General features: G+C 65.2%; 8 protein-coding genes and 1 pseudogene. 8 read left to right on the top strand and 1 reads right to left on the bottom strand.

What is annotated here, in order from left to right:
- Window positions 1–13 precede the first annotated feature (13 nt).
- Together ACW9UR_RS14880 and ACW9UR_RS14875 are read left to right on the top strand one after the other, a co-directional pair.
- Window positions 14–2,065: an FAD-binding protein gene (locus tag ACW9UR_RS14880; RefSeq protein ID WP_458917811.1), complete on the top strand. Its 2,052-nt coding sequence runs from the start codon at window positions 14–16 to the stop codon at window positions 2,063–2,065.
- A gap of 124 nt (window positions 2,066–2,189) precedes the next feature.
- Window positions 2,190–2,303 (top strand): annotated as a pseudogene (locus ACW9UR_RS14875) (IS6 family transposase); the annotation flags it as partial.
- Window positions 2,304–2,386: 83 nt separating this feature from the next.
- Here ACW9UR_RS14875 and ACW9UR_RS14870 read toward each other — a convergent pair.
- Window positions 2,387–3,358 (bottom strand): LacI family DNA-binding transcriptional regulator, encoded by a 972-nt coding sequence (locus ACW9UR_RS14870; RefSeq protein ID WP_458917810.1) that lies wholly within the window; start codon window positions 3,356–3,358, stop codon window positions 2,387–2,389.
- Between the two features lie 190 nt (window positions 3,359–3,548).
- On the opposite strand from ACW9UR_RS14870, the gene ACW9UR_RS14865 reads away from it, so the two are divergent.
- From ACW9UR_RS14865 to ACW9UR_RS14840, 6 genes are all read left to right on the top strand, one after another.
- A complete protein-coding gene (locus ACW9UR_RS14865) occupies window positions 3,549–5,432 on the top strand; it encodes an ABC transporter substrate-binding protein (protein ID WP_458917808.1) in 1,884 nt (627 codons plus the stop codon).
- Between the two features lie 89 nt (window positions 5,433–5,521).
- Entirely contained in the window at window positions 5,522–7,627 is a 2,106-nt protein-coding gene (locus ACW9UR_RS14860) for a family 10 glycosylhydrolase (RefSeq protein WP_458917806.1), read from the top strand.
- 25 nt (window positions 7,628–7,652) lie between these two features.
- Window positions 7,653–8,639: an ABC transporter permease gene (locus tag ACW9UR_RS14855; protein WP_458917805.1), complete on the top strand. Its 987-nt coding sequence runs from the start codon at window positions 7,653–7,655 to the stop codon at window positions 8,637–8,639.
- The gene (locus tag ACW9UR_RS14850; protein ID WP_458917804.1) at window positions 8,639–9,820 is read left to right on the top strand and encodes an ABC transporter permease; all 1,182 of its coding nucleotides are present in this window, start codon (window positions 8,639–8,641) and stop codon (window positions 9,818–9,820) included. Before ACW9UR_RS14855 ends, ACW9UR_RS14850 begins: the two co-directional genes overlap by 1 nt.
- Window positions 9,820–11,544, top strand: coding sequence for an ABC transporter ATP-binding protein (locus ACW9UR_RS14845; protein ID WP_458917803.1), 1,725 nt, complete (start codon window positions 9,820–9,822; stop codon window positions 11,542–11,544). Before ACW9UR_RS14850 ends, ACW9UR_RS14845 begins: the two co-directional genes overlap by 1 nt.
- 135 nt (window positions 11,545–11,679) lie before the next feature.
- Entirely contained in the window at window positions 11,680–13,815 is a 2,136-nt protein-coding gene (locus tag ACW9UR_RS14840) for a beta-galactosidase (RefSeq protein WP_458917802.1), read from the top strand.
- Window positions 13,816–13,869: the final 54 nt, after the last annotated feature.

Genomic DNA, 13,869 nt, shown 5'->3' with positions numbered 1-13,869 from the left:
AGGAAGATTGACGATGAGCCTCGACTTGCCGCAGCACATTCTGGATGCCCTGACCGATGTCGAGATGCCGCGCCTACCGGCCGAGCCGAGATTGGTCGAGCATCTCGATCTTGCAGGCCAGGCGGTGCCGGTGTGGCGGACCGGCGCCTTGGTCGTAGGCAGCGGTGCCGCTGGCCTGCGTGCGGCGGTAGAACTGAAACGGCGCGGCGTCGATGTGACGATCATTTCGCAAAGCGCATGGGGCGGGACGTCGGCCTGTTCCGGCTCGGACAAGCAGACCCTGCACACTGCGAACACTGCTGATCAGGGCGACAACTACAACGACATGGCGCGCGCGATCCGCGCGGGTGGTGCGATGGACGAGGACACAGCCTATGTCGAGGCGGTTGGCTCGGCCCGCGCGATGGCCTCGCTTCAATACCTCGGGTTGCCACTGCCGCAGGATCGGCTTGGCGGGGTCCTGCGCTACAAGACCGACCATGACGAGGTCGGGCGCGCGACGAGTTGCGGGCCCCGGACGTCGCGTCTGATGGTCAAGGTGCTAGGCGAGGAAGCAGTGCGTCTAGGCGTGCCCTTCTTCAACCAAACCACCGGTGTCCGGATCTTGACCGGATCGTATGGCGCCGAGGGTATGCTGGCTGTGCGAGCGAAGGCGCGCAGCGATGCGAACCCCTACGGACTGGCGCTGTTTGTGGCCCCGGTGCTTGTGCTCGCCGCGGGCGGCCCCGGTGAGCTCTATCGCGACAGCGTTTTTCCAAACGGCTGCTTCGGCTCGCTCGGCCTGGCGCTCGAGGCGGGGCTGGAGCTGACAAACATTACCGAGAGCCAGTTCGGCATCGGCACACGTCGCGAGGGGTTTCCCTGGAACCTCTCTGGTACCTATGTGCAGGTCATCCCGCACATCTACTCGGTCGATGCCGACGGGAACGAGCATCATTTCTTGGCGGAGTACTATCGCACCACGCAGGAGATGGCCTCGAACGTTTTTCGGAAGGGCTATCAGTGGCCGTTCCACGCAAGCCGGATGCTGGACTTCGGCTCGAGCCTTGTCGATCTGGCGGTTTTCCGCGAGGGCGAGAAGGGCCGGAAGGTGTTCATGGATTTCAACCGGAACCCGGCGGCGGTTCCTGGGGATCAGCCCTTCGATCTGGCGCGGCTGGACGACGACGTGCGCGAGTACCTGTCGAACGCGGGCGCGTCGCACGCCATGCCGATCGACCGGCTACGCCACATGAACCCGCTCGCGATCGAACTGTACCGGCGCTACAAGATTGACATCGCGGCCGCGCCGCTGGAGTTCGCGGTAAACAACCAGCACATGAACGGCGGGATCGCGGTCGATGTCTGGGGGCGGAGCAATGTCGGCGGGATCTATGCCGTCGGCGAGGCGGCTGGAACGCATGGCGCGACACGCCCCGGGGGATCCGCACTGAACGCCGGGCAGGTCTTCGGTATCCGCGTGGCGGAGCATGTCGCGGCGAGCGGCCGCGCGGTCGCGCCGAGCGCGGTACCGGCGGGGAGTGCGGATGCCGTGTCGCGCACGCTTTCCCTGGCGAAGTCTGAGAGTGCCTTGTCCGTGCGGGCCTTAAGGGACGAACTCCAGGCCCGGATGAGTGCCCATGCCGGGATCCTGTGCACCGCGGACGGGGTCCGGAGAGCGCTCGAAGCCGCGCGAGATCTTGCAAACCGCATTCGAGCTGAGGGGATAGCGCCGGACCGCCCGTCAGAGCTTGCGCGGCTCGTGCAGTGGCAACAGATGGCGCTGGCCTCCGAGGCGGTGCTGACGGCGCTGGATTTCTACATCGCCGAAGGCGGCGGCAGCCGCGGCGCGCGCGCGGTCTGTGATCCGTCGGGGGAAGGACTACCCGAGACACGGACCGGGGCGCTGGAGAACTACCGTTTCCGCAAGGAGAACCCCGCCGACATGACCGGACAGATACGGGTGCGTCTGGAAGGCGAAATGATAACGCTTGGATTTCGTCCAAACCGCACGTTCGACGAGAGCGCCCAATCCTTCTTCGAGCGAGACTGGCCAGCTTGGCTCACAGGCGCTCTTTACGGGTGACCTATCAGATCTGGACACCTACGGGAATGGTTTGGAGGGTGGTGTCAGATAATCTTGGCTGTAGTCGGGTGATGTCAGGGGAAACTGGCTTGCGACGGGGCAGGGGGCTGAATAGCGTCCTCGGATGACGAAATGCGACCCGTTCAAGTACTTTAAGACCAGCCCCGAGATCATACGCTTGGCGGTGATGCTCTACGTTCGTTTTCCGCTTTCGCTGCGGAACGTCGAAGATCTGCTTCGCGGTTGTCTTGATGGTCGGTGTTATCTTGATAGCGCCCGCACTCTGAGGCCGGGAGACGCCTGAGAGCCCTGCATGTCCTTTCACGCCGCGCCACACGAGTCGCGGATCACCAAGCTGCCGGGGACGGTCATTCGGATCGGGAAGGGGCATTCCTTCGGGTTGCGGATTCGGCGGTCGAGCAGGTTTACTGCTGCAGCGCCTTGTTCCGGTCCGTAGACATTAATAGTCGTCAGCCGTGGACGCAGTTCCCGGATTACCGCGGAGTCGCCATAGCCCACAACGCTGGCGTCCTGAGGAATGCGGATGCCACGGGCGAGCAGGTGGGAGAATACGCTCAACGCCAGTCGATCGTGCGCGCAGAACCAAGCCGTGGGACGCGCAGTCTTCAGCAGGATGTCAGCCGCGTCCGAAAAGCTGCTGTCAGCAGGCCACGTCAGATCGTGTAGTACAGTGTCGGGATAGGCGGCCATGGCTTCGCGCAATCCGTTCAGACGCTCGGCGCGCCCCGAAAGCGTGCTGTCCCCGTGGACGTAGACGATTTCTCGGTGCCCGAGATCCAACAGGTGCTGCCCCATGGCAGAAGTGCCCTCGCGGTCGGTACCTATTGCCGCGTCCACTCGCTCCATCGGAAACAGGCGCCCGATGCGGACCACGGGCACCCCTTTGACATCTATGGTCCGTACCGCTTCCAATGCGCGGCCGCTGCCGACCAGAAGAAGGCCGGCGCAATTCCTGGCAATCTGTGCAACCTCCTCCGACGAGGAAATCCAGTACACCTTGAACGCATAGCCCAATCGTTCAGCTTCGGCTTGGGCGCCGGCCTGCTTGAGCATATTCAATTCGCTGTTTATCGCGTCCGAGACGTCGAACACGGCGGCTATCTGCCGCTGCTCGGCAGAGGAAGCCCGACGGTAGCCCAAGCGGTCGGCGGTTTCGAGAACACGTGCGCGGGTGGCTTCGCTGACACCCGACTTGCCGGAAAGCGCGCGAGAGACGGCATATTTCGAGAGCCCCATCTCTTCGGCAATGATTCGAAGCGTTACCTTGCTCATGTCCGGATCTCTATCAACGGGGCCGTGCCGGGTCTCGGGGGAATATATCGACAGATTTCAAGGCCATGTGCTTTCTCGCGGTAGTTGTTTGTTATGCAATCTACACATAACGCTTTACCTAACAAATAAGTATATATCACACTAGTGAAACATAACGAAAGCGACAAAACGCTATGGGGAGGACGATGAAATGCACAGTCTAAGCAGACGGGGATTCCTTGCAGGCGGCACGGCGCTTGCCGGCGGCATGGCGCTGTTCGGCCCGGCTGTCCGCGCCCAGCAGGCCGCCGATGGGCGGTTGCCGGAGAACCCGCTGGTCATAACGCCGACCGACCGGCCCGGCACCCAGGGTGGCGACTGGAACCACGCGCTTGTCGGGGGCGGCTCGCTGTCGATGGTTGTCCGTTACCAAGGCTACGAGCCTCAGGTGCGCTTCGATCCGAAATGGACCGGGCTGATCCCGAACGTCTCGGAAAGCTACGAGGTGAACGCGGACTCGACCGAATACACGTTCCACCTGCGCAAGGGGCACAAGTGGTCGGATGGCGCGCCCTACACGACTGAAGATGTGCGCTTCTGGTACGAGGATCTGTTCCAGGATCCCGATCTGCAGGCGAACAACGGCCAGGGCTACTGGTCGGTTGACGACAAGGTCGGCAAGCTGACGATCGTGGACGAGCAGACGTTCAAGGTGACATTCGACGCCCCGAACGGATTCTTCGCGCACCAGATGGCCTGGGCCGGCAATGACAAGACGGTGCAGTGCCCGGCGCACTACCTCAAGCAGTTCCACAAGAAGTACAATCCTGACGCCGACAATCTTGCGAAGGAACGCGGCTTCGAGAGCTGGGTGGCCCTGATGCAGCGCGAAAGCGGGCTGGGCGACGTCAACATGTTCTACCAGAACTCGACCCGCCCGACGCTCGAGGCCTGGGCTTTCACCAGCGCCCCTGGCGAGGATACCGAGCGTGCCGTGGCCGAGCGCAACGAATACTATTTCAAGGTCGACACCGAGGGCGCGCAGCTGCCGTATTTCGACCGCGTGGTCTATCAGATGGTTTCGGACCCCGAGGTTCTGCTGCTCAAGACGCTGCAGGGCGAGATCGACATGATGGACCAGTACATCGGCACACCGACCAACAAGCCGGTGCTGTTCGATGCGCAGGACAGCGGCAATTTCCACTTCTACACGCTGAAGGAAAGCGCGGCGAACGTGATGGTGTTCATGCTGAACCTCAATCACACGGATCCGGTGAAGAATGCGCTGTTCAACACCCGTCAGTTCCGCGAGGCGCTATCGGTCTCCATAGACCGTCAAGCGTTGATCGATGCGGTGTTCGTGGGGCAGGGATCGCCCGCCCAGGCGTCTATCCTCGAGGGCGATCCGCTCTACAACGAACGGCTGGCCAAACAGCACACCGAATACGATCCCGACAAGGCGAACGAGATCCTCGACACGCTGGTGCCCGAGCGGGATGGCGACGGCTATCGCCTTGACGCCGAAGGGCGACGGCTGTCGCTCATCTTCGAGATCGACCAGGTGCGCACGACCTTCCTCGACATGTTCGAACTGGCGATCCCGATGTTCCAGGAGGTCGGGATCGATGCGCAGATCCGCACCATGGACCGCTCGCTTTGGGAAACCCGCGTGCGCAATGGCCGCGAATATGACGGCACTGCGCACCAGTTCGGCGCCAATGCCGGGATCGCCGCGATGCTGGACGCGCGGTACTTCGTGCCGTTCAACTCCAATGCCATGTATGCGCCGGGCTGGGCCCTGTATTTCAATGATCCCGAGAACGCGGACGCGGTGGAGCCGCCCGCGGACGTCAAGGCGCAGCAGGAACTCTACAAGACTCTGCTGGCAACCGGCGATCCGGTGAAGCAGAACGAGATCATGGCGCAGATCCTCGAGAACGCTGCCGATCAGTTCCTTGTTTTCGGTGTCAGCCTGCCGCCCGATGGTTACGGCGTGGTGAAGAACGACATGGTCAACACCATGGACGTAATGCCGAACTCCTACGGCTGGCCGACGCCCGCGCCCTCGCGGCCCGAGCAGTTCTTCAAGGCCTGAGCAACAGGCGCCGGACTCTCCCCCGGCGTCACCCTGACCGGCCTGCTTGCCAGAGCGGGCCGGTCCCTTTCCCTGACCGGAGCGCATTCATGCTGGACCTGACCGCCGAGCCTTCACGCACCCTGCGCACAGATGACTGGTATCGCGGCGCGACGCGCTGGACGCAGCTGACCCTGGCTGAGGACGATCCGGTCCGGTTCGATCCCGACTTCTGGATCGACGTGTTCCGCCGCACGCGCTCGAATGCCACCTGCCTCAGCGCGGGCGGTTATGTCGCCTACTACCCCAGCAAGGTGCCCTATCATTATGTCAGCCGGTTCCTCGGCGACGGCGATCCTTTTGGCGCGCTGGTCGAAGGCGCGCGCGGGCTGGAGATGCACGTCATGGCGCGGATCGACCCGCACGCGATCCACGACGACGCCGCGCAGGCGCACCCCGAATGGGTGGCGGTCGATGCGAATGGCAACCCGCGCCGCCACTGGGCCTTTCCGGATGTCTGGGTGACCTGCGCCTATGGCAGCTACAACGCCGACTACATGCCCCAGATCGTCGAGGAAGTGACCCGCGACTATGACATCGACGCGGTCTTTGCGAACCGCTGGCAGGGACACGGCGTCTGCTATTGCGAAAGTTGCCGCAAGGGGTTCCGCGACGCTTCTGGGCAGGATTTGCCCGTGCGGGCCGACGCCTCGGACCCGGTGTGGCGGGCCTGGACCGGCTGGCGGCGCGACGTGCTGACCCGGATGGTCATCGACTGGGACAAGCGCGTGAAGGCGATCCGGCCCCATGCCAGCTTCATTCCCAACATGGGCGGGGCGTCGCTCATGGAGTTCGATCTTTCCCTGATCGAAAAGCATTGTCCGTTCCTGGTGGTGGACGATCAGGGCCGCCGCGGGGTGGAGCCGATCTGGGCAGCAGGCCGCAACGGCAAGCGGATGCGCGCGACGTTCAGGGACCGGCCGGTCGTCCTGATCACCTCGATCGGTCCGGAAGAAGAGCATCGCTGGAAGGACAGCGTCACCACCGGCCCCGAGATGGAAGCGTGGATCACCAATGGCGCGGTACATGGGATGCTCCCCTGGTTCACCAAGTTCAACGGCTGCGTGCCCGACGACCGCTGGGTGCAGCCGGTCGCCGACGCCTTCGCCCTTCATGCCCGGCTGGAGCCGGTGTTGGGCGGGATGACCCCTGTGGCCGAGATCGCGCTGCTGGACCCCGCCACCACCCTGCGCCACTGGGCGCAAGAGGACCGCGCCGTGCCCGAAGCCGAGGCGATGGGGGCCTATCATGCGCTGATCGAGGCGCGGTTGCCGTTCGAGATGATCTCGGACCAGGCGCTGAGCGCCGAGGCACTGGACGCGTTCCGCGTCGTGGTGATCCCCGGCGCGGCCTGCCTGTCCGACGATCAATGTGCGACGCTTAGGGCCTATGTCGAACGCGGCGGCAGTATCGTCGGGCTGGGCGAGGTCGCCACCGCGGATGCGGACGGCAATCCGCGCGACGGCTGCGGACTGGCGGAGTTGTTTGGCGCGGCGCACGTCGGCACGGCGCGCGGGCCGGTGAAGAACACCTATGCTGCGCTGGTGGGCGATCATGCCGTGACAGCCGGCTTCGACGGTGCGGGCCGGATCATTGGCGGCACCCGGCTGATCGGCGTCGAGCCGGAACCGGGCGTCGAGGCCCCAATGAAGTTCATCCCGGACTTCCCGGATCTGCCAATGGAAGAGGTCTACCCGCGCGAGGCTCCGCGCGACCCGGCGGTGCTGCTGAACCGGGTAGGTCAGGGCCGCACGGCCTGGTTCCCCTGGAACATCGGAGGCATCTTCTGGGAGGTGCTGGCAGCAGATCACCAGCGTCTGATCCGCAACGCGGTGCACTGGGCGCTGGACCGTGCCCCGCAGATCAACGTCGACGGTCCGGGCGTGCTGGATGTCTCTGTCCGCGAAGGCGATGCTGCGACAGCGGTGTTGCTGTTCAACCTGACCAACCCGATGATGATGAAAGGCCCGCTGCGCGAGGTGCTGCCGGTTGGCGCCCAGACCGTGAGCGTCGCCTTGCCCGTAGGGCGCACCGGCGCGCGGGCGCGACTGCTGGTGTCGGGGCAGGAGGTTCCGGTCTCGGTCTCGGACGGCCGGGCCGAGCTGACCGTGCCGGGCGTCTCGGTTGTCGAGGCGGTGGAGCTGGTCTGGACATGACAGGCACCACGGGGAGGCGACCGGCATGCTAGGCTACATCATCAAGCGGCTGTTGCTGATGGTGCCGACGATGTTCGGGATCTCGGTCATCAGCTTCATGATCATCCAGTTGCCGCCGGGCGACTACCTGACCTCGGTGCTGGCTTCGATGCGGGACAGCGGGCAGGTCGTCGACGAGGCGCAGGTGGCGCGGATGCGCGAGATCTACGGTCTCGATGACCCGATCCACGTGCAGTACCTGAAGTGGATCAGCGGCATCATCTTTCGCGGCGACTTCGGCTATTCCTTCGAATGGGGCCGCCCGGTGTCCGAACTGATCTGGCAGCGGATGGGCGCGACGCTCAGCGTCTCGGTCGCGGCGCTGCTGTTCGTCTGGGCGGTCTCGCTGCCGATCGGCATCTACTCGGCGGTGCGCCGCCATTCCATCGGCGACCATGTCTTCACGCTGCTGGGTTTCCTGGGCCTCGCTATCCCCAACTTCATCCTGGCGCTGACGCTGATGTACATCAGCTACAAGCACTTCGGCCAAAGCGTCGGCGGCCTGTTCAGCCCCGAATACGCCGAGGCGCCCTGGTCCTGGGACAAGTTCAAGGATCTGATGGCGCACCTGTGGATCCCGGTCGTCGTGATCGGCACCGCGGGCACCGCCAGCCTGATCCGCATCCTGCGCGCCAACCTGACCGACGAGCTGAACAAGCCCTATGTCATCACCGCCCGCGCCAAGGGCCTGCCCGAACATGAGGTTATCCTGAAATACCCGGTGCGGATCGCGCTGAACCCGTTCGTCTCGGCCATCGGCTGGGTGCTACCGCAGCTGATCTCGGGGGTGACGATCACCGCCATCGTGCTGAACCTGCCGACCGCCGGGCCGCTGCTACTGCGCGCGCTGGTCAGCCAGGACATGTACCTGGCGGGCAGCTTCATCCTGCTGATGGGCGTGCTGACGCTGGTCGGGATGCTGATCTCCGACCTGCTGCTGGCGCTACTTGACCCAAGGATCCGGTTCACCTGATGACCTACGCTGACACGACATCCATCCCCGAGGCCCAGCCTGAAGACGGCCCGGCGATCAGCCCGCTGCGCCCCGGCGACGATCCGGCGGCCATCGCGGTCGCCAGCCAATGGACACTGATGCGCCACAAGTTCCTGCGCAACAAGGTGGCGCTGTTCGCCGGCTGCGTGGTCCTGTTCTTCTACTTCATCGGCCTTTTCGCCGAGTTCCTGGCCCCGGGCCTGCCAGACAAGGCGCAGCCGCGCTTCACCTATGCCCCACCGCAAAGCGTCTCGCTTTGGGTCGAGGAGGACGGCGACCGTCGCTTCCTGCCCCATGTGAAGGGCTACGCGATGGAGGTGGACCCCGAAAGCCTGCGCCGCACGTTCACCGTGGACCCGGAAAAGGTCGTGCCCATCGGCTTCTTCGTGAAGGGCGCGGAATACGAGATGTGGGGGCTGATCCCCTGGGACCGGCACCTGATCGGGCCGCTGAACAAGCGCGATCCGATGAACCTGCTGGGCACCGACAAGCTGGGCCGCGACCTGCTGAGCCGGGTGATCTACGGCACCCGCATCTCGATGTCGATCGGGCTGATCGGCGTTGCCTCGACGCTGCTGATCGGCGTCGTGCTGGGCGCGCTTTCAGGCTATTACGGCGGCTGGGTGGACCTGGGCGTGCAGCGCCTGATCGAGATCATCAGCGCCATGCCGACGATCCCGCTCTGGCTGGGCCTGGCGGCGGCGATCCCGGTCACATGGTCGCCTCTTCAGGTCTATTTCATCATCACACTGATCGTCTCGCTTCTGGCCTGGACCGGGCTGGCGCGCGAGGTGCGCGGGCGGTTCTTCGCGCTGAGGGGCGAGGATTTCGTGACCGCTGCGCGGCTCGATGGGTCCAGCCAGCGGCGGGTGATCTTCCGGCATATCCTCCCCTCGCTGACCAGCCACATCCTGGCGGTCGTCACCCTGGCGATCCCGACAATGATCGTGGCCGAGACCGCGCTCAGCTTCCTTGGCATCGGTCTGAAGCCGCCGGTCGTCAGCTGGGGCGTGCTGCTGCAGGACGCGCAGAACGTGCGCACCGTGGCCACCGCGCCCTGGCTGCTGATCTGGCCCGCCGGTTGCGTGGTGATGGCGGTCCTTTCCTTCAATTTCCTGGGCGATGGTCTGCGCGATGCCGCCGACCCGTATGAACACTGATGGGCAACGTGAAGCATATCGAGGCGCCGGACCTGCGGCTGGATCACGCGGCGCTGAGCGTCGAGGGTCTGAGCGTGGATTTCCATCTGCGCACCCACATCCTGCACGCTGTCCGGCAGGTCAGCTTCGACCTCTATCCGGGTCGCACGCTGGCGCTGGTGGGTGAAAGCGGTTCAGGTAAGTCGGTAACCGCGCGGGCACTGCTGAGGATCATCGACTCTCAGGCGAAAGTTTCAGGCGGCACGATCACATTGCGCGGCCCCGAGGGCGAGAGGCGGCTGGACCAGCTTGCGCCGAACTCAAAGGCGATCCGTGAGGTGCGCGGCGGCCGGATCGGACTGATCTTCCAGGAACCAATGAGCAGCCTGTCGCCGGTGCGGACCATCGGCGCGCAGATCATGGAATCGCTGCGCCTGCACCGGAACATGGATCGCCGTGCCGCGCGGGCCGAGACCGTGCGCCTGCTGGCACAGGTCGAGATCGCCAATCCCGAACAGATGGTCGACCGTTACACGTTCGAGTTCTCGGGCGGGATGCGGCAGCGCGCGATGATCGCGATGGCGCTGGCCGCCGATCCGGACATCCTGATCGCCGACGAACCCACGACCGCGCTGGACGTGACCACCCAGGCCGAGATCATGGACCTGATCGCCCGGCTGCAACGCGAACGCGGCATGGCGATGCTGCTGATCACGCACGACCTGGGGCTGGTGGCCGAGGTCGCCGACGATGTCGCGGTGATGCGTTATGGCCGGATCGTCGAGCAGGGCACGGTGGACGCGATCTTCCACGCGCCCCGGCAGGAGTATACGCGCAAACTCCTGGGCGCGACGCTGAAGCTGGAAAAGCCTGCCGCGCGGCCGCGTGCCGCGGTCGGGGCGGCGCAGCCGGTGCTTTCGGCGCGGGGGCTCTCCAAGGGCTTCGGTGCCACCAACTGGCGCGGCAAGCAGACTTTCGCGATCAAGGCGGTGGACGATGCCGATCTCGACCTGATGCCGGGCGAAAACCTTGGGATCGTGGGCGAAAGCGGCTCGGGCAAGACGACGCTTGGCCGGATGCTGCTGCGGATCATCGAGCCGTCCTCGGGGCAGGTGACCTTCCGGCCCGGCGACGGGTCCGAGCAGGACGTCACCGCACTGAACGGCCCCGCGCTCGCCGCCTATCGCCAGCAGGTGCGGCTGGTCTTCCAGGACCCGTTCGCCAGTCTCAACCCGCGCATGACCGTCAAGCAGGTGATCGGTGATCCGCTGTACGTCTCGGGCCGCGCGCGGGGCAGGGCGCTCGAGGACCGCGTGGCCGAACTGCTGGACCTCGTCGGGCTGGAGCCCTCGGCGATGGAGCGTTACCCGCATGCCTTCTCGGGCGGTCAGCGGCAGCGCATTGGCATCGCCCGCGCGCTGGCGCTGGAACCCAAGGTCATCATTGCCGACGAGGCGACCTCGGCGCTTGATGTGTCGATCCGGGCGCAGATCCTCGATCTTCTGCTGGACGTGCAGAAACGGCTGGGCCTCAGCTTCGTCTTCATCGCGCATGATATCCAGGTGGTGCGCTATTTCTGCGATCGCGTCGCGGTGATGCACAAAGGCCGGATCGTCGAAACCGGCCCGGCCGAGCGGATCTGCACCGCACCGGACCATGCCTATACGCAAAGCCTGATCTCGGCCGTCCCGAGCCCGGACCCGCGTGCCAAACGGATGCTGCATCGCACGAGGTTCCAGCCATGAGCGACCCGCCCGCGCGCTGCCCGGCGATGCGCGACCCTCCGCCCCGGCGCTGAACTCCAGCCCCGGATCCTTTCCATCCCGCACGGGACCGCCCGCGCGGACCGCTATCCCTTTGCAAGAAAGTCGAGCGATCTCATGTCCAGACCCTATGACCAGCAAGTGCCCTTCGGCGCCGTCTACTTCCGAAAATCCAACCCTCCGAAAGAGGATTGGCAGCGCGACTACGGCATCGCAGCCGAGGATGGGCTGAACACCTTCCGCCACTGGTTCATGTGGGCCGCGATCGAACGTGCGCCGGGCAAGTACGACTGGGGCGAGTACGACCGCCAAATGGATTTGGCCGCCGAGAACGGCATCAAAACCGTGATTGCCGAGCTGACCCACACCGTCCCCGAATGGGCCTATCGCAAATGGGCACATGCCAGGCAGAAGCGCTCGGACGGAACGGAACTGGTGCCGACCATGGGCGCGTCCTCGGCCACCGGCGGATTTGCGGCGAACGGCGGCGGCGCTGGCGCGCTGACGATGAACTGCGCCGAGGTGCACGAGGCGGTCTGCGGCTTCCTTACCGAGATGGCCACCCGCTACAAGGGCCATCCCGGCCTGCTGGGCTATGACGTCTGGAACGAGTGCAACTACTCGCCATCTGTCGATTACTCCGACCATACTAAGACCGCCTTTCGCGCCTGGCTGAAGGACAAGTACGGCGATCTCGAGACGCTGTCGCAGGCCTGGTACCGCTATGGCCATGCCGAGTGGGAGGACATCGAGCCGCCAGTCGAGATGCGCCCCTATCCCGAGGGGCTGGACTGGCTGCAGTTCAAGAAGGACAATTTCTACGACCAGATGCAGGCCAAGATCGACACGATCCGGGCCGTGGACCAGGATTGCCTGATCGCCGCGCACGGCATCGCCGGGGCGATCTACGCGACCTCCTCGGGAATGAACTCCGGCATCGCCGCCGGGGGCTGCGACGACTGGCTGGCTGCCTCCAAGGTGCAGGTCTACGGCTATACCTGGATCCAGGCCCGCAAGGGGGCGCAGCCCTGGCGTAACTTCTACCCCGGCGATCTGAACCGCGCCGCCGCACGCGGAAAGCCGTTCTGGCATGCCGAACGGCAGGGCGGCCCGCTGTGGATGCAGCCGCAGGTCCTGAACCGCGACAAGGAGGATGGCCGCGTCGCCGAGCCCGAGGATATCCGGGTCTGGTCGCTCAGCTCGTTCGCGGCCGGGGCGCGGGGGATGATGAACCTGCGCTACCGTCCGCTCCTCGACGGTCCGCTGTTCGGCGCGTTCGGCTCCTACGGCATGGACGGCAGCCGCACGGATCGCTCGGACATGGCCAGCCGGATCGCCAAATGGACCAACGCGCCCGCGACCGCAGCCTGCATGGCGGCAAAGCCAGTGAAGGGTGACATCGGGATCCTCGTCGTACCCGAGACCCAGCAATGGGACTACCTGCTCAGCCACCAGGGCGGCTTTCAGACCTATTCCGAGGCGATGTGGGGCGCCTATCGCGGCTTCTTCGACAACAACATCCAGGCCGACTGGGTGCATATCGAGGACATGGAGCAATACGACACGCTCTATTTCCCGTACCCGATCATGTTCACCCAGGCGCAGGCCGACCGGATCGCTGCCTGGGTCAAGGCGGGCGGCACACTGATCTGCGAGGCCTGTCCGGGCTATTTCGGCGACCGGGGCAAGGTCGGGACGGTGCAGCCCAATATGGGGCTCGACGCGATGTTCGGCGTGCGCGAGCATGAGGTCGAGTTCATGCCCGACATCGGCGACCGCATCCGCTTCACCTTCGACGGGCTGGACGTTCAGGGCGGCGGCTTCCTGCAATCCTACGAGCTGGCTGGCGCGCAGGAGATGGGCCGCTTCGCTGACGGCCGCTTGGCGATGGCCGCCCATATGCATGGCAAGGGCCGCACCCTGCTGATCGGCACCAACCCCTCGGTCGGCTATTACAAGGGCAGCGCCCGTTCGGGCCGCGACTTCTTTGCCGCGATGCTGGACTGGGCCGGGGTCGAACAGGTAGTGCGCTGCTCCAACCCCGAGGTGCAGGCCCGCCTGCACGAGGGCGACGGCAAGCGGTTCCTGTGGCTGGTGAACCCCACCCGCATCGCGCAGACAGGCACCCTGGGCGTGCGCGGCACGGCGGCAGAGGCAAAAGGCGCTCCGCTCTGGTCCGCTGACGAGGCCTCGCTAAGCAGTGGGCGCTTCTCCATTGCCCCGCGCGACGTGCTGGTCGTCGAATTGGCCTGAACCGCCGCGGGGGGGGGGGGGGGGGGGGGGGGGGGGGGGGGGGGGGGGGGGGGG

This window comes from Halovulum sp. GXIMD14794 (assembly GCF_054457455.1).
This window is presented reverse-complemented; position numbering and strand designations above follow the sequence as displayed.